21 protein-coding genes are annotated in these 23344 nt (G+C 65.1%); 7 read left to right on the forward strand and 14 right to left on the reverse strand.

Annotation, left to right across the window (positions count from 1 at the left end; all coding sequences use genetic code 11):
• Positions 1–106 precede the first annotated feature (106 nt).
• From ruvB to pta, 8 genes are all read right to left on the reverse strand, one after another.
• Positions 107–1162: a Holliday junction branch migration DNA helicase RuvB gene (ruvB, locus tag ACDA63_RS16665; RefSeq protein ID WP_373664406.1), complete on the reverse strand. Its 1056-nt coding sequence runs from the start codon at positions 1160–1162 to the stop codon at positions 107–109.
• 106 nt (positions 1163–1268) lie between these two features.
• Positions 1269–1982 carry a UPF0149 family protein gene (locus tag ACDA63_RS16670; RefSeq protein WP_373664407.1) on the reverse strand — a complete coding sequence of 238 codons (714 nt, stop codon included), beginning with the start codon at positions 1980–1982 and terminating at the stop codon, positions 1269–1271.
• Between the two features lie 32 nt (positions 1983–2014).
• Positions 2015–2599 carry a Holliday junction branch migration protein RuvA gene (ruvA, locus tag ACDA63_RS16675; protein WP_373664408.1) on the reverse strand — a complete coding sequence of 195 codons (585 nt, stop codon included), beginning with the start codon at positions 2597–2599 and terminating at the stop codon, positions 2015–2017.
• A 99-nt stretch (positions 2600–2698) separates the two neighbouring features.
• Positions 2699–3481, reverse strand: a complete 783-nt coding sequence (locus ACDA63_RS16680; protein ID WP_373664409.1) for an SDR family oxidoreductase — start codon at positions 3479–3481, stop codon at positions 2699–2701.
• Between the two features lie 66 nt (positions 3482–3547).
• Positions 3548–4183: a thiol:disulfide interchange protein DsbA/DsbL gene (locus ACDA63_RS16685; RefSeq protein ID WP_373664410.1), complete on the reverse strand. Its 636-nt coding sequence runs from the start codon at positions 4181–4183 to the stop codon at positions 3548–3550.
• Positions 4184–4204: 21 nt separating this feature from the next.
• Entirely contained in the window at positions 4205–4828 is a 624-nt protein-coding gene (locus ACDA63_RS16690; protein ID WP_373664411.1) for an SPOR domain-containing protein, read from the reverse strand.
• A gap of 103 nt (positions 4829–4931) precedes the next feature.
• The gene (gene can, locus ACDA63_RS16695; RefSeq protein WP_373664412.1) at positions 4932–5585 is read right to left on the reverse strand and encodes a carbonate dehydratase; all 654 of its coding nucleotides are present in this window, start codon (positions 5583–5585) and stop codon (positions 4932–4934) included.
• Between the two features lie 156 nt (positions 5586–5741).
• Entirely contained in the window at positions 5742–7784 is a 2043-nt protein-coding gene (gene pta / locus ACDA63_RS16700; protein WP_373664413.1) for a phosphate acetyltransferase, read from the reverse strand.
• Between the two features lie 289 nt (positions 7785–8073).
• Between pta and pncB the strand changes: the two genes are divergently transcribed.
• Positions 8074–9276: a nicotinate phosphoribosyltransferase gene (gene pncB / locus ACDA63_RS16705; protein ID WP_373664414.1), complete on the forward strand. Its 1203-nt coding sequence runs from the start codon at positions 8074–8076 to the stop codon at positions 9274–9276.
• 284 nt (positions 9277–9560) lie between these two features.
• Positions 9561–11318, forward strand: coding sequence for an ABC transporter ATP-binding protein (locus tag ACDA63_RS16710; protein WP_373664415.1), 1758 nt, complete (start codon positions 9561–9563; stop codon positions 11316–11318).
• A gap of 23 nt (positions 11319–11341) precedes the next feature.
• Here the strand turns inward: ACDA63_RS16710 and ACDA63_RS16715 are convergent, their stop codons facing one another.
• From ACDA63_RS16715 to ACDA63_RS16730, 4 genes are all read right to left on the reverse strand, one after another.
• Positions 11342–12751: a protein kinase gene (locus ACDA63_RS16715; protein WP_373664416.1), complete on the reverse strand. Its 1410-nt coding sequence runs from the start codon at positions 12749–12751 to the stop codon at positions 11342–11344.
• On the reverse strand, positions 12748–13503 hold the full coding sequence (locus ACDA63_RS16720) for a metallophosphoesterase (RefSeq protein WP_373664417.1): 756 nt from the start codon (positions 13501–13503) through the stop codon (positions 12748–12750). The genes ACDA63_RS16715 and ACDA63_RS16720 overlap by 4 nt, the downstream gene beginning before the upstream one ends.
• A gap of 67 nt (positions 13504–13570) precedes the next feature.
• On the reverse strand, positions 13571–15100 hold the full coding sequence (locus ACDA63_RS16725) for a phospholipase D family protein (protein ID WP_373664418.1): 1530 nt from the start codon (positions 15098–15100) through the stop codon (positions 13571–13573).
• 134 nt (positions 15101–15234) lie between these two features.
• Positions 15235–15474, reverse strand: a complete 240-nt coding sequence (locus ACDA63_RS16730; RefSeq protein WP_373664419.1) for a GlsB/YeaQ/YmgE family stress response membrane protein — start codon at positions 15472–15474, stop codon at positions 15235–15237.
• A 131-nt stretch (positions 15475–15605) separates the two neighbouring features.
• On the opposite strand from ACDA63_RS16730, the gene ybeY reads away from it, so the two are divergent.
• From ybeY to ACDA63_RS16755, 5 genes are all read left to right on the forward strand, one after another.
• Complete coding sequence (ybeY, locus tag ACDA63_RS16735) at positions 15606–16127, forward strand: rRNA maturation RNase YbeY (protein WP_373664420.1); 522 nt, start codon at positions 15606–15608, stop codon at positions 16125–16127.
• Positions 16128–16193: 66 nt separating this feature from the next.
• Positions 16194–17024, forward strand: a complete 831-nt coding sequence (locus tag ACDA63_RS16740; protein ID WP_373664421.1) for an HlyC/CorC family transporter — start codon at positions 16194–16196, stop codon at positions 17022–17024.
• Positions 17025–17044: 20 nt separating this feature from the next.
• Entirely contained in the window at positions 17045–18265 is a 1221-nt protein-coding gene (locus ACDA63_RS16745) for a sugar diacid recognition domain-containing protein (protein WP_373664422.1), read from the forward strand.
• Positions 18266–18370: 105 nt separating this feature from the next.
• Positions 18371–19630: a GntP family permease gene (locus ACDA63_RS16750; protein WP_373664423.1), complete on the forward strand. Its 1260-nt coding sequence runs from the start codon at positions 18371–18373 to the stop codon at positions 19628–19630.
• Between the two features lie 103 nt (positions 19631–19733).
• Complete coding sequence (locus ACDA63_RS16755; protein WP_373664424.1) at positions 19734–20882, forward strand: glycerate kinase; 1149 nt, start codon at positions 19734–19736, stop codon at positions 20880–20882.
• A gap of 72 nt (positions 20883–20954) precedes the next feature.
• Here the strand turns inward: ACDA63_RS16755 and ACDA63_RS16760 are convergent, their stop codons facing one another.
• Positions 20955–21920, reverse strand: coding sequence for a carbamate kinase (locus ACDA63_RS16760; RefSeq protein ID WP_373664425.1), 966 nt, complete (start codon positions 21918–21920; stop codon positions 20955–20957).
• Position 21921: 1 nt separating this feature from the next.
• A complete protein-coding gene (locus tag ACDA63_RS16765) occupies positions 21922–23334 on the reverse strand; it encodes a DUF1116 domain-containing protein (protein WP_373664426.1) in 1413 nt (470 codons plus the stop codon).
• Between the last annotated feature and the right edge of the window lie 10 nt (positions 23335–23344).

The raw sequence follows: 23344 nt of genomic DNA on the forward strand, positions 1-23344 counted from the left end.
GATCTCGGCGATCAGCCCTTCGATAATGGCGGGCGACGCGTTGTCGGCGTCGATCAGTACTGCCAGGCGCGCTTGGGACGCGCCATTCTCGGCCTTGTCACCCATGTCAGCTTCCGTCGAACATATCATTGTTGAGCGAAGTACGCGGCGCGGCCAGCCCGAAGTGGCGCCAGATGCTCGGGGTGGCCACGCGCCCGCGCGGCGTGCGTTGCAAATAGCCCTGCTGGATCAGGTACGGTTCGAGCACGTCTTCGATGGTATCCGGCGCCTCGCCGATGGCCGCAGCGAGGTTGTCCAGCCCGACCGGGCCGCCGGAGAATTTCTCCAGCATGGCGCCGAGCAGTTTACGGTCCATTAGGTCGAGCCCGAGGGAGTCGACATCCAGCATGGTCAGCGCCGCATCCGCCACGGCTTTTTCGATGCGACCATCAGCACGCACTTCGGCGTAGTCGCGGCAGCGTCGCAGCAGGCGGTTGGCAATACGGGGCGTGCCGCGTGCCCGGCGCGCGATCTCGAATGCGCCTTCGTCGTCGATGGCCACGCCCAGCAACCCGGCCGAGCGCGACACGATCAGCGCCAGTTCCTGCGGCGTGTAGAACTCGAGCCGCGCATTGATCCCGAAGCGGTCGCGCAGCGGATTGGTCAGCATGCCAGCGCGCGTCGTGGCGCCCACCAGCGTGAACGGCGGCAGGTCGAGTTTGACCGATCGCGCAGCCGGCCCTTCGCCGATCATGATGTCGATCTGAAAGTCTTCCAGCGCGGGATAGAGGATTTCCTCCACCACGGGCGAGAGGCGATGGATTTCGTCGATGAACAGGACGTCGTGCGGTTCAAGATTGGTTAGCAGCGCGGCAAGGTCGCCCGCACGCTCCAGCACGGGGCCGGAAGTCTGGCGCAGGTTCACCCCCAGTTCGGCGGCGATGATGTTGGCCAGCGTGGTCTTGCCCAGACCGGGCGGGCCGAACAGCAGTACGTGGTCGAGCGCTTCGCCGCGGTTCTTCGTGGCGTGGATGAAGATCTCCAACTGCTCGCGGATCTTCTGCTGGCCGACGTAATCGGCCAGGCGCTTGGGACGCAGCGCGCGCTCGATGGCATCTTCCTGCGCAGTGGCCTGGCCGGGCGAGACAAGGCGGCCGGGTTGAAGGCTGTCGGTTTCGATCATGTGGATACGTGTCGTTGGCAATCGCGCCTGGCGCGGCAATGGCAACGGTACATCAAGTGGCTGGCAAACGCGGCGTGCGGCACGGGGCCGCGCGCCCGTCGATGAATCAGTGCATGCGGTCGGGGGCGCCGTGGCATTTCTTGAACTTGCGGCCGCTGCCGCACGGACAGGGGTCGTTGCGGCCCGGCACCGAATCGGCGCGATACGGTTCGCGCGGCGCATTCATCACACGCACCCATCCCCGCCAGAAGGCATACAGATACTGCAGGCCGGCGGCCATGGCCGGCACGATCTCGTCACGTTGCGCGTCGGTCAGGCGCTTGCCGCCTTGCAGCTCGCCCGAGTCGAGCGCGCCGATCATGTTGAGCACCTGCATCGCCTGCGCGTCTTCTTCGAGCGCGTCGATGTGTGCGTCTTCGAGCCAGTCGAGGCCGGCCTGGAAGCCGCGCGCCCAGCCTTCGGCGAGCGGAAAGCCGCTCTGCTTGGGGTCGTCGAGGAGCGGAAAATACATCGCGTCCGGCCCTTCTTCCGCCGTCACGCCCGACCAGTCCTCGCGCAGCCCGGTGGCGATGGTCACTTCGTGACGACGCACCAGCGCCAGCACGCGCTGGATGTCATCGGCCGCGACATTCGTCAGATCCTGCGCACCGAGGGCCGCCGTCAGCCATTCTTCGGCCGACACCTCCTGCGGCCCGATGGCGATGGCGCACATCAGCCCGTCGAGCTCTTCGAGGGAGGGGGCATCCGGAAAGCGCGCCAGCAAGTCGTCCAGCGCGTCGAATTCAGCGTCGGTCAGCGGAATGTGTGGAGAGGGCTTCAATTCGGTCGTTCCTTTTGCGGCAATCCGTCAGCTTACGCCTTGGACAGCGACTTGAGCGCAGCGCGGATACCTTCGGCCACGCCAATGTCCGGCGGCAACGCCTTGAGTGCGCCGAGCGCTTCTTTCTCGTTGTAGCCCAGCGCGATCAGCGCATTGACGATGTCGGACTGCGCGCCGGCCGGGGCCGTCAGCGCGATACCGGCAATGGGCAGCGCCTTGGCGAGCTTGTCGCGCAGTTCCAGCAGCAAGCGTTCGGCGGTCTTCTTGCCGATGCCGGGCACCTTTGTCAGTCGGGCGGCATCCTGCAGCGTCACGGCCTGCGCCAGTTCCGCAACCGACATGCCCGACAGCACGGCCAGCGCCGTACGGGCACCGATACCGGAAATCTTGAGCAGTTGCCGAAAGGCCGCGCGCTCGTCTTCGGTGCCGAAGCCATACAGCACGTGGGCGTCTTCGCGGATCGCGAGATGGGTGCGTAATTCCACCGCCTGACCCGTCGCGGGCAGATGATAGAACGTGCTCATCGGCACTTCGACTTCGTAACCGACGCCGCCAGCGTCGATGACAATCTGGGGCGGGGTCTTTTCGAGCAGCGTGCCGCGCAGGCGTCCAATCATGGTGTTCAGTCAGCAAAAGGGTGGATGCACAGAATCACCAAGTGTAGCCCGGAAGCAGCGCTGCCCCCTTGTCAGCGCCCATCGGGATTCACACGGGCTTCAGAGCGGCAGGCCGCGCGGCTTGCGTTTGGCGCGCGAGAAAAGCGCCGTATGCAGCCAGTTGGGCAGCGCCGCCAGGCCGCGCGCGACGATGCCCATCTGCCACGGGATGGTGGCTTGCGATCGGCCGGCGGCGATGGCGCGGGCGAACCGGCGGGCGGCCTCGTCGGGTTGGAGGATGAAGGGCATCGAATATGGATTGACGGCGGTCATCGGCGTAGCGATGTAACCCGGCCGGATGTCGACCACCTTCACGCCTGTGCCGGCCAGTTCCACACGCAGGCTTTCCAGATAGCGCGACGCAGCGGCCTTGGACGCCGAATAGGCGCCGGCACCCGGCAGTCCGCGTACGCCCGCCACCGACGAAATTCCCACCAGCCTGCCGTTACCGCGCGATTGCATCATCGTCACGAAAGGCTGGAAGGTCAGGAACATGCCGAGCACGTTGGTGCGCAGCACGGCTTCGAAGGCCGGAGCGTCGCCCGGCTCACCGGTCAGCGTGCCGACCGAAATGCCGGCGTTGGCGATGACGATGTCCGGCAGGCCAAAACGCGCAATGTAGCGTTGAGCCGCATGCCGCATGGCCGTGGCGTCGGTCACGTCGGCCGCCAGCACCATGTGGCGATCGGCCCCGCCCGGCAGTTCGGCGACGAACTCGTCGAGCAGACCGACGCGACGGGCCACCAGGCCGACATTGGCGCCCTGGGCCGCGTAGTGCCGCGCCAGCGCCTGGCCGATGCCGCTGGAGGCGCCGGTGATGAATACTCGCAGATCGGTTGTCATGATCCCCCGAAAATGAAAAAGGCCGCGGCAAGCGCGGCCCGTATCGATGCTATCGGCTGGACCAGGTTATTTCTTGCCTTTTTCGAGGCGAACCTTGTTGATCAGCAGATCAGTGTTGCGCAACAGCTCTTCGTGGCTGTTGCCGGCGGCCATGAAGCGGCCGTCCACGGCGATCGAGGGCACGCCCTGGATCTTGTACAACTCGGCAAGCTGTTCCGAACGCTTGACCTGTGCATTCACGCCGAACGAGCGCCACGTGTCGTTGAAGGTCTTGACGTCGATGCCCTGGCGGGTCAGCCAGTCGTTGCGTTGCTTTTCGTTGGAGAAGTCGATGCGCTGCTTGTGCACGCCTTCGAACACCGCCGTGTCGTGCTTGTCGGAAATCTTCATCGCCTGGAGGGTCAGGAACACGCGCTGCAGGTCGGCCCACTTCGGATTGCCGAACGAGATGGGCACGCGATGGAAGACCACGTCGGCCGGCTGGCGCTCACGCCACTTGGACAACAGCGGGTCGAACTCGTAGCAGTGCGGGCATCCGTACGAGAAGAATTCGATGACTTCGATCTGGCCATTGGCGCCGCCCGGCTGGGCGGGCGAAATCGGGGTGTAGTCCTTGCCGGCAACCTGGGCAGCGGCCCACGGCGCCATGGTCATGGCGAAGGCGGCGGCAGCCAGCAGTTGCAGAACGTTACGACGCTTCATTTAGTCAGGCTCCTCTGTTGATCAATGGGCAGCCGAGGCGCTCGCGCCGGCTGCACGCGGCTTCGACCGTACAACGCTGGATTCGATCCCTTCCTGTGCAAGTTTTGCGCGCACGCTGTCGGCGTCCTGCGAACTGGCGTAGGGCCCGATACGCACGCGCTGCAGCACGCCCTTGTCGGTATCGACGCGCTGGACGCTGGCCTCGAAGCCCATGAAGGCGAGCCGGGCCTTGAGGTTGTCCGCTTCGGCAGGGTCCTGGAAGGCGCCCAGTTGCAGGTAGACGCGTTCGCTCGTGTCGGCCTGTTGCGTCGGCGCAGGGGTCGGCGCGGGCGCGGGTGCGCTCGAGTCTCCCCCCGGAAGGATCTTGTAAAAGTCGAAGCGGGGTTTTTCCACCGGCGCGTCGCCCGGCTTGCCCGGCAGCGCGATGGGACCGCTCATCGAGGGCTGCACCGGTGTCGCAACCGGCGCGCTGGCCGCATCGGACGGGCCTTTGATGGTGAACGGCTTGGGCCCGAAGTTGATGTAGACGGCAATCGCCACCGCGACAATGATCCCAATAAGCAGGCCGACCATCACGCCGGCCAACGTACTTCCCCCCTGGCCCTTATTGTTGCGGCTCTGGCGGGGTTTGGCTTGACGGCTCATTCATGCTTCCTTGCACATAAAGTGGGCGGCAGTATACATCCAGCCCCGCACCGTCAAACTGACCGGCCCGGCGCGGAGCGGACAATCGAGAACCCGCCTACGGTCAACGCAGCAAGTTCTCAATGGCGGCCACGTACGCATCCTGCGGATCGTCGCCCCGACCGACCGACAGGCCAAGATCGCGCACCAGCCCGTCGCGCAGGCCATAGCACCATGCGTGGACGGCGATGTCCTGGCCACGCTGCCAGGCATCCTGCATCACCGAGGTCTCGCTGACGTGGAGAACCTGTTCCATGGCGTTGAGTTCGCACAGGCGGTCGGCGCGCTCTTCTTCATTCTCGATTTCCGACAGCCGGACACGATAGCGGTCGCGGACATCGGCCACATGCCGCAGCCAGTTGTCGATCAGGCCCATGCGCGCACCGCGCATGGCCGCGCGCACGCCACCGCAACCATAGTGGCCGACCACCAGCACGTGCTTGACGCGCAGCACATCGGCCGCATACTGCATGACCGACAGGCAGTTCAGGTCGGTATGCACGACGACGTTGGCGACGTTGCGATGGACGAACACCTCGCCCGGCTCCATGCCCAGGATTTCGTTGGCGGGAACGCGGCTGTCGGAACAACCGATCCAGAGGTATTCCGGTGCCTGCTGGGCGGCCAGGCGCGGGAAGAACTCCGGGTCGCGCTCATTGACGCTTTGCGACCAGCGCACGTTTCTTTCGAGCAGATCCTTCGGAGCAGTGGTTTTCATACGGTCTCTTCTGTTCATGGTGAAGCGGGGTGGGGCAATTCTACCCGACCGCCGCCGAGGCAGTCCGACAGGACCTCCAATCCCGTACAAGCAAGGGACGCAGCCAAAAAAAACGCCGGTCGAAACCGGCGCTTCTCGTCAGACCTTGCCCGCCGATCAGGCCTGCATGGCCTGGGCCTGGATCGCCGTCAGGGCGATGGTAAAGACAATGTCGTCCACCAGCGCACCGCGCGACAGATCGTTCACCGGCTTGCGCAGGCCTTGCAGCATCGGGCCGACCGACACCACGTTGGCGCTGCGCTGCACCGCCTTGTAGGTGGTGTTGCCGGTATTCAGGTCCGGGAACACGAACACCGTGGCCTGGCCCGCGACCAGACTGCCCGGCGCCTTCTGCTGGCCGACTTCGCGCACGGAGGCAGCGTCGTACTGCAGCGGACCGTCCAGCACCAGTTCCGGATGGTTTTCCTTGGCCAGGCGGGTCGCTTCGCGAACCTTGTCGACGTCGGCGCCCGTACCCGACGAGCCCGTGCTGTAGCTGATCATCGCCACCTTCGGATCGACGCCGAAGGCACGTGCGCTGTCCGCGCTCTGCTTGGCGATTTCGGCCAGTTGTTCAGCCGTCGGATCGGGGTTGATGGCGCAGTCGCCGTAGACCAGCACTTGGTCCGGCATGAGCATGAAGAACACCGACGACACGATCGACGAGCCCGGCGCCGTCTTGATGAGCTGCAGAGCGGGGCGAACGGTGCTGGCGGTAGTGTGGACCGCGCCCGACACCAGGCCATCGACGTCGCCGACAGCCAGCATCATCGTGCCGAGCACGACGGTGTCCTGGAGTTGCTCGAGCGCCTGGCCCGCGGTCAGGCCCTTGCTCTTGCGCAGATCGACCATCGGCGGCACGTACTTCATGCGGATGTCGTCCGGATCGACGATTTCCAGCGAAGGGGGCAGGGTCACCCCCTGTGCGGCTGCCACGGCCTCGATTGCAGCGCGCTTGCCCAGCAGCACGCAGTGGGCGATGCCCTTCTCCTGACAAATGACGGCGGCACGCACGGTGCGCGGCTCGTCGCCCTCGGGCAGCACGATGCGCTTGTTGGCGGCGCGTGCCTTCTGGATCAACTGGTAGCGGAAAGCCGGCGGCGACATGCGGCTTGAAGCGGGCACCTTCACTCCCGCCATCAGGGCTTCGACCGACAGTTGCTCGGCGACGGCGTCGAGCACCGCAGCCATGCGCTCCGAGTCATCGGCCGGCACGGCCGACGGCACGCTATGCACGCGAGTGGCGGTGCCAAAGCTGTCGGTATCGGTGCGCAGCAGCGGCAGGCCGCTGGACAAGGCCAGCTTGGCGAGCTCCTGCACACGCGGATCGACCTTGCTGGAATGCGTCAGCAGCAGACCGGCGAGCTGCACGCCGTTGCTGGCGGCCAGGGCGGTGGCAAGCATGACGTCGTCGCGGTCACCCGAGCTGATCACCAGCGCGCCCGGCTTCAGGCGCTCGATGACTTCCGGCACCGAGCGGGCTGCCACCACGGTTTCAAACATGCGACGGGTGGCGATTTCGCCTTCGATCAGCACTTCGGCATTCAGATGACGGGCGACGTCGAGCGTGCGCGGCGCACCCAGCGCGGGATCGAAGCGCACGGTACCCCACAGCGGCAGATCGTCGAGTTCCTTGCCGGCGGCGGCGACGTCGAAGTCGGGCATCGCCTTATTAAGGATCGCCGACACGAGATGGCCTTCGGAGCGGAACTGGCGCGCCATCAGGTGCGCTTCGGTCGCGGCACCCGACTCGGCCGCGTTGGCGACGAGCACGACCTCGGCCTGAAGGCTGCGGGCGATGTCGACGTTCAGGCGGCTGGCGAAGGACTGGCCCGGCTCGGTGTGCAGGCCTTCCACCACCAGCACGTCGGCCCCATGGCCGGCCTGCATGCAGATGCTGACGATGTCTTCGAGCAGTTCATCGTTCTGGCCCGCGGCGATGCGGGCCACGACTTGCTCGGTGGAAATCGGGGTGGGTGAGTCGATCTGGCAGATCTGGCGCGCAAAGTGCGCGGAACGCTCGATACCCGTGCTGTCCTGGGCAACCGGCTTGGCGAAGCCGACCTTCAGGCCCTGGCGTTGAAGAAGGCGGACGACGCCGAGCGCAACCGAGGTCAGGCCGACGTTCTGGCGGGTAGGGGCAATGAAAAACGTTTGCATGTTTTTGGTCTCCGGGACGAGGAGCAATGGACGCACGCGATCATATTATGCGGCAGCGCATCAAGACGTTTCGTTGTGCCCCCAGTTTGATCTAGTACATTACCCATTGGTGACTCAGTAAAAAATAACAGACATCATCTTTCCAAACGCGTCATTCCTTGCTACGCAATATCCTACAAAACATCAGAACAATTCTGTGAGACATCCCGGAAGCTGGGCGCCCCGAAAAGGCTGGGCGATATAAAGCAGGTACGATGCGCGCTGAGTCTTCCCGGATCCCCACGACGTCATGAGCACTTCCGACCGCCCGATCATCCGCAGCCTGCTGGAGAATGACCTTTATAAGTTCTCGATGTGGCAGGCGCTGCTGCATAGTCATCCGGGCGCCCAGGCGGAATATGCGTTCCTGTGCCGCAACAAGCCGAGCTATCCGCTGGCCGAGCTGCGCGCCGATTTCGAAAACGAGATCGAACGCCTGTGTTCGATGAGTTTTGCACAGGATGAACTGGACTACCTCGGCCGGCTGCGCTTCCTGAAGAGCGACTTCGTCGACTTCCTGTCGGTATTTCGCTTCCAACGCAGATTCCTGCATGTCGATACGGCCGGCGATGACCTTGTCATCCGCGCCAAGGGGCCGCTGGTCCACGTCATAGGCTTCGAGATCTTTGTCCTGTACGTGGTCAACGAACTGTATTTCCGACGCCTGCCCGCGGACGAGGCGATCGTCGAAGAAATGCGCCGCCGCCTGTGGATCAAGATCGAATTCCTGCGCGCCCAGCAGCACGAACTGCTCGCTAACCCGCGCCATCCATTCAATTTCTTCGACTTCGGCCTGCGCCGCCGCTATAGCGCCGCCTGGCAGGATGAAGTGATCAGCACGTTCAATAATGAAATCCCGGACCTGTTCCGCGGCACTTCGAACGTCTATCTGGCCAAGCAACTCGGCATCACGCCGATCGGCACCATGGCGCATGAATACCTGCAGGCCTTCCAGGCGCTGGGTATCCGCTTGCGCGACTTCCAGACTGCCGCGCTTGAGGGCTGGGTGCACGAATTCCGCGGCGACCTGGGCGTGGCGCTGACCGACGTCGTCGGCATGGACGCATTCCTGCGCGATTTCGATCTCTACTTCGCCAAACTCTTCGACGGCCTGCGCCACGATTCGGGCGATCCCATCGTTTGGGGCGAGAAGGCCATCGCACATTACAAAAAGCTGCGCATCGATCCCGAAACCAAGCGGCTGGTGTTTTCCGACGCGCTGGATGTGCCGCGCGCCGTAGCCTTGTATCACCACTTCTCCGGGCGTATCAGCACCAGCTTCGGCATCGGCACGAACCTCACCAACGACACGCCGCATCCGGCGCTCAACATCGTCATGAAGATGGTGTCATGCAACGGCCAGCCCGTTGCCAAACTGTCCGACTCTCCGGGCAAGACAATGTGCAATGACGAAACCTTCCTGGCTTATTTGCGGCAAGTGTTCAGCCACTGAGAGGCAAAGGTGAGGCAGCCGCAGTTCGCGGCGTGCTGGTGGGGCCCTTTCTTGCCTGACGCCTGATCCCGGCTGCTTGATCATCTGGGGCGGGCATTCATTGTGCCCAGGCCCGACGCCATGGCAGTTCACGGCCCGGGTTCCCGCCTGCGCGTTTACGCGTAGCGCGCGCCCAAGACACCGTCGGTCGCCCGCCGCCAATCCTCAGCAATTGCGATCAAACACCGACGATGCGTGACAGGTAATCTGGCGGCTCCTGGTTGCCTGCGCCTGCCTTGCGTGCCATGAGTAAACCGTCGTCATTTCGCATCGTTCCACGCGCGGTGTGGTTCTTCCTGTCGGAAGATCGCCGCAGTTATCTGCTGCATCTGACCCTCTTCCTGTTGGGGCAGGCGTATGAGTTCGTGCCGCCTTTGCTCATCGGGATGATGGTCAACGTGCTGCTCGCGCATCAGCGCGGCGACAGTCTTTGGCCGCTGGTGTGGATCATCGGCGGGCTGGCAGTGACGAGCGCGATCAATGCGTTGCTTCGACTACGCAGTCGTCGGAAGCTGGGGCAGTACGCGGTCAGTGCGCGTTATCGGGCGAAGGTGTGGGGCTTCGAGCGCCTGATGGATTTTTCGCTCGACTGGCATCATCAGGAAGGCACGGGCAACAAGGCGCAGCGCATCCTGACGGGGTCGGAGGCGGTGCGCGACTGGACCAACTTCCACAACGATTTCGTGCCGCCCTTCATTGCGTTCGTGGGTACCGCGCTGGCTTGCGCGATGCTTGCTCCAGCGACGATCGTGTTCTTTGTCCTCTACGTCGGTGGTCTGGCGGCTATCGAAATCCGCTTCGATCGCGCCGCCGCGCGGCTGTCGCAGAACCTCAATGCTTCCGCCGAACAGGCCAGCGGCGTGATGGTCGAGACGGCGGCAAACATCCTCGCAGTCAAGGCTCTCGGGGCGGGGCAGCACATGGCCGGGCGTGTCGAACAGCGCGAGAGCGTCACGCGCGATCTGGGCCATGCACGAGTCAAGCTCTACACGGGCAAGTGGATGTGGTTCCAGGTGCATAACGCGGCGGCGTGGGCGGTCTTTCTGGCAGGGCTCGCGGCGGCCGTGCTGCATGATGTCCTGAGCGTGGGCATGGTGGTGGCGTACACCACGTACTTCAACAACATGCGCAGCGCAGCGATGAACTTTACCGACCGCTTCCAGTCGCTGGTGGAACGCTACGCCGATCTGTCGCGCCTGATGCCCCTGTTCGACCACGTCGAGCAGCGCCCGGGCGAAGAGGACTTTCCCCTCGAATGGCAGGCGCTGGTGGCCGATGACGTGCATTTGGCATTCGATGGCCGCCCGGCGTTGCAGGGACTCGACCTGTGCGTGCAGCGGGGCGAGCGCATCGGGTTTGCCGGCGCTTCGGGTTCCGGCAAGTCGACGCTGGTCCGGCTGATGCTCGGGCTGTATGCGCCGCAGCGCGGTTCGATTGCGTTGCAGACGGGTTTCGTCCGCACGGAGTTGTCGCACATCCGCCCTGAGGTCCTGAGCACGAACGTCTCGGTCGTCTTGCAGGAGACTGAACTCTTTAACCTCTCGCTGCGAGAGAACATCACGCTCATGCGCGAGGTCGATCCGAACCTGTTCGCGCAGGCTTGCCATGTGGCCTGTCTGGATGAGCTGATCGCACGGCTCCCACAGGGCGCGGAGACCGTCGTCGGAGAACGCGGCTACGCCTTGTCGGGCGGCGAACGCCAGCGTGTTGGCGTCGCACGCGCGCTGTGTCGCGCGCCGCAGATATTGATTCTCGACGAAGCCACCGCCGCGCTCGATGGACACACCGAAGCCACGGTGATGTCGCGCCTGCTCGACAGCCTCCCCGCTCACACCACGTTGCTCGTCGTGGCGCACCGGCTGTCGACCCTGCGCGGTAGGTGGCGCATCGCGGTGATGGAACAGGGCCGCATCGTGGAAATCGATGCGTTCGATGCGCTGGCCGGCCATGGTCGCTTCGCGGACATGCTGGCGCAGCAGGGAATGACGACCACACTCGCATGAGCGCAAACCCGCCCTTGGGGGGGTCAAGCGTCGGCGGTATTGTCGAGCTCGGCGAAGGGCAATTGCTGCTTGACGAGGATGACCGTGCATGGCGCGTCGCGCGCCACGCGCATTGGCACGGTGGCGATGAAGCGCTGTGTTTTCAGTCCGTGGGTGGCAGCCCCCAGGATCATGAGGCTGACATTGTTGGCCGCAGCGTAGCGGATCAGTGCTTGCGCCACATCCCCGGCCTCGATGACATGGTGGCTGACGCCGTGGTCCGGCGCTTCCAGTGGTTGAGCCCATTGCTTGAGCTGCGCGAGCAGGCGGCGCGACAACGAGGCATCGCCCTGAGCGGGCGGCACGACGGTGACGCACATGAGCCGTGCGCCGGGGCGCAGGCGGAGCGAGCGTTCGGCCGCGGCGCGCAGCGAATACAGCGTGGTGTCGCTGACCTCTCGATACGGCATGGCGACCATCACGATGGGGGCCTCTTCGATCTGCCGCGTCGGAATCGGACTGGGGCGGTACTCCATGCCGGCCGCGCGCAGCCAGCGCATGAGGTGCACGCGAAGGCCGGCTCCGCGCGTGCGGGTGGCGCGCTCGGTCAGCGGCACCTGGTCCGCATGGGTCAGGTCGAATGCCAGTTGCGCAGCCGATGGATAGCGCTGTTCGGCCATGGGTTCCAGGCATCTCAGGATGATCTCTTGCAGCCACGGCGCGATGTCCGGCCGATAGCGGCGTGGCGGCGCAGGCGTCATCCACAGGCGTTGGCGCATGCCGCCGCGCGTCGTCGGCGCACCGAAGGGCAATTCGCCGGTCGCCAGCTCGTAGAGCATGACGCCGATGGCGAAGATGTCGCTGCGCAGGTCGCCCCGGACGCCGACGATCTGTTCCGGTGCGATCCACGCGGGCGAGCCGATGGCGGTGCGCATTTCCTCCGCCAGCAGGTCGGGGTAATGGGCGTGATGCGAGAGGCCGAAGTCCAGCAGCACGGCGCTGCCGTCCGGGCGGATGAGCACATTGGTCGGCTTGAGATCGAGATGGCAGACATTCTGCTGGTGCAGGCTGTGCGCGGCGCGCGCAATGGCATCCCCCAGTTCTGCCACGGTGGCGTCGCCGTGGCGTTCGTGGCGTTCGACCCAATGCTGCAACGGCTGGCCTTCGACGTGCTCGATCACGAGATACGGCATGCGGGCCAGATCGCCGGCGGCAACGAAGCGCGCTACGTGCGGGCCGGCCAGCACCGGATAGAGCTGCAATTCGACTTCGAAGCTGACCAGGCTTTCTGCATCGCCCGCCGACATGTGCGGCACTTTCATCACCATTGGAAAGCTGGCCGGAGACGCGCCGTCGGCGTATTCAACGCGGTAGATATAGGCCATCGATCCGCTGTGGATGCAGTCGCGCACGACAAAGCCGTCGAGGTTCGTGCCGGGCACCAGTTCCTTCACAAGCCTGCCTCCAGCCTGTCGGCAAAAAATGCGGGCAGCGGGGTGGCGCGGATGGCGCGCGCAGCGGCTTCGAAATCGTAGGGCACGCGGTGGAAGGTGAGCCGGGCCGGTTCGTCGTCGAACATGGCATACATGGCGCGCGTATCGCCGTCGCGCGGTTGTCCGACCGAGCCGGCGATCGCCAGCCACTGACGGTGCGGCAGGACAGGTATCGCCACGCCCGGTTGCGGCGCAAAGCGCATCAGCTTGGCGGTAGGCGTCACGAAATACAGCGCCTGCTGGTGAACATGCCCGCAGAATACATAGCGGATGGCGCTGTCCATCGATGCGGCCGCATCCATGCTGCGCTCAGCGGCTGCACCGTCGAGCACATAACGCCATTGCTCGGGATGATCGGCGCTGGCGTGAACGAACAGGGCGTGGCCCCACCGGGCATGCAATGGCAGTCCGGCGAGAAAGTCTCGATGCGCCTCACTCAGGTTGTCGTGGGTCCATTGGGCGCCCAGTTCGCCGATCGTCTCTGCATCGACGGGCGGCGACACGGCCATCGCATCATGATTGCCCTGGATGACGATCGCCCCCCCAGCGGCCAGTTCCATCACCCGCTCGACCACGGCCTGCGGGTCGCCGCCGTAGCCGACGATATCGCCCAGCAGGGCCAGGCGCTCGGCCCCTTGGGCATACGCGTGCGTCAGGCAGGCGTCCAGTGCCTGCCTGTTGGCGTGGATGTCGGAGAGGAGGGCTATTTTCATGGCGTGCTTTCACCATGATCGCGATGCCGCCTGACTGCAATCTTGCAGTGCGGCATGCATGGGGATGTCAGAGCATCTTTTCAGGGGCAATGACACTGTAGACGCCGCTCATCATGCGACGCCAGGCGCTGGCCTCGGGCTCGCTGAGGGTTTCTACCTGCCCCTTGCTGGTCTTGCCCACCCACTTGAGACCATCGTTGCCGTTGCGCATGACACGGTAGCTGATGTCCGGCTGCGTCAGCCGGCTGAAGCTGCGCACCATTTGCGCGGCCAGATCGCCGCTGTAGATGACCACCGCGAATTCGGTATTCAGAAAACGCGAACGCGGGTCGGCATTGGCCGAGCCAATGACCACCGTCTGGCGATCGACCACCAGTGCCTTGGCGTGAAGGCTGGCGGTGGAACCCGTCGGCAGATGCAGGATGCGCGAACGCGGCGGCTTGCGCAGTGGCCGCAATTCATACAGCGTGACGCCCTGCTCGAGCAGCGCCGGCCGGTACTTGGCATAGCCCGCATGCACGGCCGGCACATCGTTGGCAGCCAGCGAATTGGTCAGCACCGCCACCGATACCTGTCGCTCCCGCAGGCGGGCAAACTGCTCGATGCCATCCTCGCCGGGCACGAAGTACGGAGAAGTGAGCTGTACCTCACGTTGCGCGCGATCGATGATGCGCTGCACGACGATACCGATGCGATCATCATGCTCCTCGTCGGTCGGCGGCGTCGCCTTGCGCGGGTTGTCCCAGACGGCACGATAGCGCGCGATGCTCAGGTCGCCGCGCCGTGGCAGTCCTTCAGGGTAGCGCCGGCTTGGGTACAGGTCATGGAAGCCCTTGCTCTGCGAATAGGCTCGGGCTTGCCGGGCGAGCTTGTCGAGCGCCTTGTGCTGGCGCTTTTCGCTGGGCAATCGGGTCAGTTGCGTGATCGGCACCGCCAGCTTGTCGTTCCAGTATTCGTCAAAGCTGTTCGAAATCTCCTGCACGACCGGGCCCGCGGCAAATACGTCGAGATCAACGAAGCTGATGTCGGACGGGCTGCTGAAGTACTCGTTGCCCAGGTTGCGCCCGCCGAAGATGACCACCGAGTTGTCGGCAATGAACAGCTTGTTGTGCATGCGCCGATTGACGCGGTCCGGGTCGAACACGAATTCGACCAGTCGCGACAGGCCCGTCGCGTCGCGCCCCATGAACGGATTGAACACGCGCACGTCGATGTTGGCTTGCGAGGCCAGCTCGGCCATGTCCATGTCGCGGCCGGCGGTGTAGATGTCGTCGACGAGCAGCCGCACCCGCACGCCTCGCCGCGCGGCTTCGACCAGCTTGGCGAGCAGGAAATGTCCGGTATCGTCCGGACGGATGATGTAGTACTGCAGGTCCAGCGTGTGCTTGGCCTGCTCGATCATCGAAATGCGCAGCGCGAACGCGTCCGCCCCATCGCCGACGAGCGCAAAGCCGGACTGTCCGTTGTAGTCGCCGGCATAGCGTTGTGCGAGCGGGCTTTCGGGGTCGGGCGCCAGCGCGTGGCTCGGCGGGCCGGGCTGGATATCCGGGAGCGTGGCGCAACCCACCGCCTGCAGCAGGGCCAGTGCAAGGGTCATGGTGAAAAGGCGTCGTAGCGCGGATGAGGACAGCGTAACCATGCCACAGTTAATACCGTGGCGCTCATCATGGTGGCGTCGTCTCGCCGGCCTGCGGCTGTCGGTTGCCAGCCTACAGGCCGCCGCAGGCTCGCTCAGCGCTTGATCATGCGCAGGATGAAGATCAGGATCAGCGCGCCAATGGTGGCGACAATGATGTTGCCGATGAAGCCGCCCGTGCCGATGCGCAGCAGCTTGAACAGCATTCCGCCGATGAGCGCACCGACCACGCCGACGCCGATGTCGCCGATCAGACCATAGCCGCCCCCCTTGACGATCACACCGGCAAGCCAGCCCGCGATGAGGCCGATTACGACGAACCAGACGAATTCCATGGCAGTCCTCCAAGCATGATGGTTCCGGGATCATGCCGGCACACGGCGGCCCTCACAAGCGACCACGTCAGACCAGGGGCATTTCCCCGGTTTGACGCCGCGCCTCCGATCCCCGATCATTACCGATTGCGATGAACCCGCGCGGTGCGCTGTTGCGTGCCGGCCGCGTACGTATGTCGAGCGATACCGATACAACCTCTGCCGTTTCCATTCCTCGCCGACTGAACCTGTCGGTGCAATATGCCGTTCATGACGCGGCGCTACCCTCGCGAGCCAGTGTTCGTGCCTGGATCCGCGCGGCTGAACCGGGCGCGGCGCAAATCACCGTTCGTTTCGTCGACGCCGAAGAAGGCCGGGAACTCAACCTCGACTATCGCGGCAAGGATTATGCGACCAATGTGCTGTCTTTCCCCTACGAGACCGACCCCGTCCTGATGGGCGATCTCGTGCTGGCCTGGCCGGTGGTGTTGCGTGAAGCCGCCGAACAAGGCATCAGCGTGGACCAGCACTGCGCGCACCTGATCGTGCACGGCACGCTGCACCTGCAGGGTTACGATCACGAAGACGACCACCAAGCCGAAGAGATGGAGGCGCTCGAGCGGGAAGTGCTCGCTCAGTTGGGCTATCCTGACCCTTATGCCGGTGAGAGGTGAGGCTTGGTGACTCGGGCGCCGCGCCCCGAGCCCCCAGCCCTCACACCTTACGACCAACCTCTTTAAATGGAACCTTCCAGTAGTCGACCTGGTTTGCTTGACCGCCTCAGTGCCCTGCTCTCGCGAGAGCCGGAAGATCGCGGCGAACTCATTGATGTGCTGCATGCCGCCTTCGAGCGGCAATTGTTCGACGCCGACGCGCTGACCATCATCGAAGGTGCGCTCTCGGTGGGCGACATGCAGGTGCGCGACGTCATGGTGCCGCGCGCGCAGATGAGCACCATCTCGATCAATGACCCGATCGACCAGATCATCAACTACGCGCGCCTCACAGCGCATTCGCGCTTCCCGGTGGTAGGCGAGAACAAGGACGACGTACTTGGCATCCTGCTCGCCAAGGACCTGCTCCACGCCTACGGCAACGAAGAATTCAACCTGCGCGAAGCGCTGCGCCCCGCCATCTACATCCCCGAAGCCAAGCGGCTGAACGTGCTGCTGCGTGAATTCCGCGCCAGCCGCAATCACATGGCCGTGGTCGTCGATGAGTACGGCGGCGTGTCGGGGCTGGTGACCATCGAAGACGTGCTCGAACAGATCGTCGGCGACATCGACGACGAATACGATTTCGACGCCGATGCCGACAACATCCTGCCCGACCAGCCGGGCCGATACCGCGTGAAGGCCACGACCGAGGTGGACGCTTTCAACGAAGCCTTCAATACCTCGCTGTCGACCGACGAGGCCGACACCATCGGGGGGCAGGTCATCCACCATCTGGGCCGCCTGCCCAAGCGCGGCGAATCGGTCGACATGGCCGGCCTGCGCATCCATGTACTGCGCGCCGACAGCCGGCGCGTGCATACGCTGCTGGTCGAGCGCCTGCCCGAGGTCGAATAGGCGGGGTCGGGGCGGCGGTCATGGAAAACGCCGGATTCCGCCTCGAAGAGAGCATCGCGCGCGAGATCGTCCGCCGCACGATGCTGATCCTCGATACCAACGTCAACGTGATGGATGCGCGCGGCATCATCATCGCCAGCGGCGACGAGGAGCGCGTCGGCGATCTGCACGAAGGCGCGTTGCTGGCGCTCATGCAGAAGCGCACCGTCGAAATCGACGCGGCCACCACCGACCGCCTGCACGGCGTGCGTCCGGGCATCAACCTTCCCTTGCGTTGCGGCGGCGAACTGGCTGGCGTGGTCGGGCTGTCCGGCGAGCCCGACACGCTGCGCGAACACGGCGAACTGGTGCGCATGACGGCCGAGATGATGCTCGAACAGGCCCGGCTGACGCGCCTGCTCAGTCGCGATACCCGCCTGCGCGAAGAACTCGTTCTGACGTTGGTGCGCAACGAAACACTGCCCGACGGCATCGATGATTGGGCACAACGCCTCGGCATCGACCCCGCCCTGCCGCGCGTGGTGGCGGTGATCGAAGTCGACAGCGCCCGCTTGGGCGTGGATGCCGCACTCGGCGAGCTGCATCAGCTCCAGACGCTGCTGGCCGAGCCTGAGCGGGGCAATCTGTTCGCCATCGTCTCGCTATCCGAAATCGTCGTGCTCAAGCCGGTCGTGCTCAGCGCCGACGGCTGGAATGTCGACGAGCACCGCGAGCGCGTCCATGCGCTGCTCGCACGCATGCAAGGCCGCAGTTCTGTGGGGGTGCGCATCGCCCTGGGCAATTACTTCGGCGGACCGGGCGCCATGGCGCGTTCGTATTACACGGCGCGCACGACGCTCGACGTGGGAAAGCGCCGCAACCCGGAAGCTCAAGCCTTCTTTTACGAAGACCTCGCCCTGCCGGTGCTGCTCGACGGCCTGCGCGAAGGCTGGCGCGCCAACGAACTGCGCCGCCCGCTAGAGCGCCTTTCCGCGCAGGACGCCAACGGCTTGCTGCGCCGCACGCTGATGGCGTGGTTTGCGCACGACATGCAGGGCGCCCACGCGGCACAGGCGCTGCATGTGCATCGCAATACGCTCGACTACCGGCTGGCGCGCATCATGGCGATCACGGGGCTCGATCTGGCCCGGGTCGATGATCGGATGCGCCTGTACCTGGCGCTGGAACTCTGGACCGGACGACCCAATCGCCCGGAGTCATCCAACCCTGTGAAATCTCACAAGTCTGTGACAGATTCTTGACCAAATTTCGGGCATTCGCCCAAGGTGATTTCCGTCGCCGCTCCGTATGCTCCTTCCCATGAATGTCCGCCACGCAAGATCGGACATCTTTGAAGGAGACACAAAATGGAAGTCACAACGCTTGGCGCGCTCGCCGCGCTGGTCGTGGCCATCGGCCTCATTCTCAAAAAAGTACCGCCCGCCTACGGCATGATCGTCGGCGCCCTGGTCGGCGGCCTCGTCGGCGGTGTCGACATCACGGGCACCGTCGAACTGATGATGGGCGGCGCCAAGGGGATCATCCCGGCGGTGCTGCGCATCCTCGCCGCCGGCGTGCTGGCAGGCGTGCTCATCGAATCCGGGGCGGCGGCCACCATTGCCGAGACCATCGTCCGCAAACTCGGCGAGACACGTGCGTTGCTCGCGCTGGCCGTGGCCACCATGATCCTGACGGCGGTCGGCGTGTTCATCGACGTGGCCGTGATCACCGTGGCACCCATCGCACTGGCCATCGCCAAGCGTGCGGACCTGTCGAAGATGGCCATCATCGTGGCCATGATCGGCGGCGGCAAAGCGGGCAACGTCATGTCGCCCAACCCGAACGCCATCGCGGCCGCCGACGCCTTCCATCTGCCGCTCACCAGCATCATGGCCGCCGGCGTCATTCCCGGACTGTTCGGCCTGGTGGCGGCCTACCTCATCGCGCGCCGCCTGATCCGTCGCGGCAGCAAGGTGCAGGAAGCCGAAGTCGTGCAACACGACACTGGCGCACTGCCGGGCTTCGGCGCGGCGATCCTCGCGCCCGTGGTAGCCATCGTGCTGCTGGCGCTGCGTCCTCTTTTCGGCATCAAGATCGATCCGATGGTTGCGCTGCCGCTCGGCGGTCTCGTCGGCGCCATCGCCATGGGCCGATTCCGCCACACCAACAACTACGCCGTTGCCGGTCTGGCGCGCATGGCGCCGGTGGCAATCATGTTGCTGGGCACCGGCACGCTGGCCGGCATCATCGGTGCATCGCACCTCAAGAACGTGTTGATCGACGTGCTTCAGGCATCCGGTCTGCCGGCCTATGTGCTGGCCCCGGTTTCCGGCGCATTGATGTCGCTGGCGACCGCGTCGACCACGGCAGGCACCGTGGTGGCGTCGCAGGTATTCAGCCAGACCCTGCTTGAGCTGGGCGTGCCCGCGTTGGCCGGCGCCGCCATGATTCACGCTGGCGCCACGGTCTTCGACCACATGCCGCACGGCAGTTTCTTCCACGCCACGGGCGGCGCCGTGAACATGAGCATCACCGAGCGGCTCAAGGTCATTCCGTATGAAACCGCCGTCGGTCTGGTCATCACCATCGTTTCCACGCTGATCTTCGGCGTCTTCAAGATCTTCTGATGCACATGGGGCAGGGGCCCATCCATGCCCCTGCCACCACACGAACGCTGCGGAGCGCTCCCCGCGCGCACGCCGGCCTCAAGAGAGAACACTGGAGAGACAGATGAAAATCGTCATTGCCCCGGATTCCTATAAAGAAAGCCTGACCGCACTCGAAGTCGCCGAAGCCATCGAGGCCGGCATGCGCGAAGTCTTTCCGGATGCCGAATACGTAAAAGTCCCCGTCGCCGATGGCGGCGAAGGCACCGTCGATTCGCTGGTCGCGTGGACCGCAGGCGGCAAGCGCACGCTGGCCGTCACAGGGCCGCTCGGGAACCCGGTCGACGCCTTCTACGGTCTGTCGGGCGACGGCAGGACGGCCGTCATCGAAATGGCCGCCGCCAGTGGGCTGACGCTGGTGCCCAAGGCGCAGCGCGATCCGCGCATCACGACTTCGCGCGGCACTGGCGAGCTGATCCGTGCCGCGCTCGATGCCGGCGCACGCACTTTCATCCTCGGCATCGGCGGCAGCGCCACCAACGACGGCGGCGCCGGCATGCTGCAAGCACTCGGCGCGCGCCTGCTCGACGCCGACGGACACGACATCGGGCCGGGCGGCGCGGCCTTGGCGCAGCTCGATCGCATCGACCTGAGCGGGCTCGACGCGAGGCTGGCGCAGTGCCGTATCGACGTGGCATGCGACGTGGACAACCCGCTGACGGGGCCTCGCGGAGCCTCTGCCACCTTCGGACCGCAAAAGGGCGCGACGCCCGAAATCGTCGCTGAACTGGATGCAAATCTCGCGCACTTCGCGCGGCTCATCGAGCGCGACCTCGGCATGCATGTCGACACCGTACCCGGCGCGGGCGCCGCGGGGGGGATGGGAGCGGGCATGATGGCCTTCTTCAAGGCTCGTTTGCGTCCCGGCAGCGAAATCGTCATGGAAGCGGTCGGACTGGATATGACCGTGCGGGACGCGGACCTGGTCATCACGGGCGAAGGCCGCATCGACAGCCAGACCATCCACGGCAAAACACCCATCGGTGTGGCGCGCGTGGCAAAGCGCCATGGCAAGCCGGTGATCGGCATCGCCGGCTGCCTGACCGCCGACGTCGGCGTGGTGTATCCGGCTGGCATCGACGCCGTGTTCAGCGTGCTCTATCGCGCGTGCACCGTCGAAGAAGCCTTTGCCGAAGCGCGCGGCAACCTCACGCTCACGGCGCGCAACGTGGCGCAAACGCTGGCGCTCGGACAACTATTGACGGGCCGTTGATCGCGCTAACCCGCGCAAGACAAGAAGGCCGGGGCTGACCCGGCCTTTTTGCATCTTGCCCTTGCGTTTGCATCAACCGCTGATCCGGCTCCCGCCCTGGCCCGCCAGCGCTGCACCCATGTTCGGGATGTCGGTGACGATGCCTTCCCCGCCGGGGTTGGCGCGCACATATTCGAGAATCGCTTCAACCTTCGGGCCCATCGAGCCCTTGCCGAAGTGCCCCTCCGCCATGAACTGTTCGGCCTCCGTAATGCTCATGTGATCGAGCCAGCGCTGCTCGGGCTTGCCGAAGTGAATGGCGATCTTCGGTACGGCAGTAGCGATCAGCAGGCGCTGCGCGCCGAGCTGCCGCGCGAGCAGTGACGAGGCGAGGTCCTTGTCGATGACCGCCTCGCGATTGACCAGCTCGCCATCGGCGCCGAGTGACACCGGAATTCCGCCGCCCCCGCACGCGATGACAATGTGCTGCGTGTCGAGCAGTGAGCGGATGGTGTCGAGTTCGATCACGCTGCGCGGGCGCGGCGACGGCACGCAGCGACGCCAGCCGCGCCCGGGCTCTTCCATGATGCTCCAGCCGTTTTCGGCGGCCAGCCGGTGCGCCTTGTCGGTATCCATGATCGAACCGATCGGCTTGGTCGGATTGCCGAAGGCGGGGTCGTTCTCATCGACCATCACCTGCGTGACGACGGTGGCAACCCGCAGGTCGAGCCCACGGCGTTTGAGTTCGTTGTAAAGCGCGCGCTGGAACATCTCACCGATCGCGCCCTGCGTGTCTGCGGTGGCATAGTCCATCGGCACCGGTGGCACTTCGCCCATGGCCAGCTCGGACCGTCGCAGTATGTAGCCCACCTGCGGCCCGTTGCCGTGCGTGAGCACGACCCGCCAGCCCTGAGCGGCAACGTCGACGATGTGGCGCACGGTGTCGGCGGCGGCACGCGCCTGGTCAGGCAGCGTGGTGCCGCCGCCTTCCGGCGCCAAGGCATTGCCCCCAACGGCGATGACGGCAATCTGGCGGTCGGCGGATGTCGTGTTGGTCATGTCACTGCTCCCGCGGCAGGCTCGCCGCCAGCGTGTCGATGGCCTGAGCGAAGCAGGCCAGCGGCGCATAAGTGATGCCGGCGCCGACCTGGCCGACGCCGGCTTCCTTGTGGGCAATGCCAGTGTTGATGACGGGCAGGATGCCGGTGTCGAGCACGCGGCGCGCGTCGATGCCCGCCGGCGTGCCGGTAAAGTCGAGTGCCGGCAGCGTGAAGGCGCTGTTCTGCCCGAGCGTGATGTTCAACATGCGGCGCGTATTGGCGACGGCGTCGCGTGGCGTGCCGCCGACGAACTGCACGATGGCGGGCGATGCGCCCATGGCGAAACCGCCGACGCCGGCGGTCTCGGTGATCGCGCTGTCGCCCAGGTCGCGCGCCGCATCTGCCGGCCCGAAGCCCGGAAAGAACAATCCGTCGATGATCGGCGCCGGGGCGGTGAACCAGCGATCCGCACCTGATACACGAATGCCGAATTCCACGCCGTTGCGGGCCATGGCCGTGACCAGCGTCGAATGTGGCACGCCGTGCGCCGCATCGAGCATGGCCTTGCATGCCGCCATCGAGAGGTTGAGGAAGAAGTGATCGTTGCCGGCGATGAAGGACAGCACCTCTCGCACGGCGTCCGGCGTCACGCGCCTGGATGCGAGCGCGGCGTTGGTGAGCTTGCGGAACAGCAGGCAACTGGCCGCTACATTGCGGTTGTGAACTTCGTCACCCATGTGCAGCGCCTGCGCCATCAGCGGCTTGAGTTCGAGCCCGCCCATTTCCTCCACCAGCGTGGCCAGCGTCGGGCCCAGCGTGCGCGCCATCCAGCGAAGGCGCTCGATCACTTCCGATCCGTTGGCGCCGAAGCGCAGCACCTTGCCCAGGCCCTCGTTCATATTGGTGTAGGCAACGTTGCCGCCAGTGGCGTTCTTGACGATCCACACCGGCATGCTTGGACTGATGATGCCCGCCATCGGGCCGACGGCGCCATGGTGATGGCAGGGTTCGAGCCGGACCTCGCCGCGCTCCACCTGCGTGCGGGCTTCATCCAGCGAATCTGCCCAGCCTTCGAAGAGAATCGCGCCGAGCACGGCGCCCTGTTGCGGGCCACACATGTCCTGCCACGCGATGGGCGGGCCCGAATGGAGAATGATGCGGCCCTCCATGCCGGGGACCGCTTCGCGCGCCGTCGACACGCCGGTCAGCACCGGTTGCGCGCCAAGGTAGCGTTCGTACGCGATGCGATTGGCCGCTTCGATGTGCGGGTCATTGATGGTGTGGGCCAGTGCCAATCCAATGCGACGGTCGCCCTCGGCGGGTGGCTGCCACTGCAGCGTCTGCGCCGCACCGCCGCAGTCGTGGATGTTCTGGGCGAAGCTTGCCAGTCCGACGTTGATGACGATCGGCTTGCTTTCGATGAGAGTCGTCATGTCTCAGGCT

The sequence above is a fragment of the Uliginosibacterium sp. sgz301328 genome (assembly GCF_041807905.1).
In the GTDB taxonomy this organism is placed as follows: Bacteria; Pseudomonadota; Gammaproteobacteria; order Burkholderiales; family Rhodocyclaceae; genus JBGVSA01.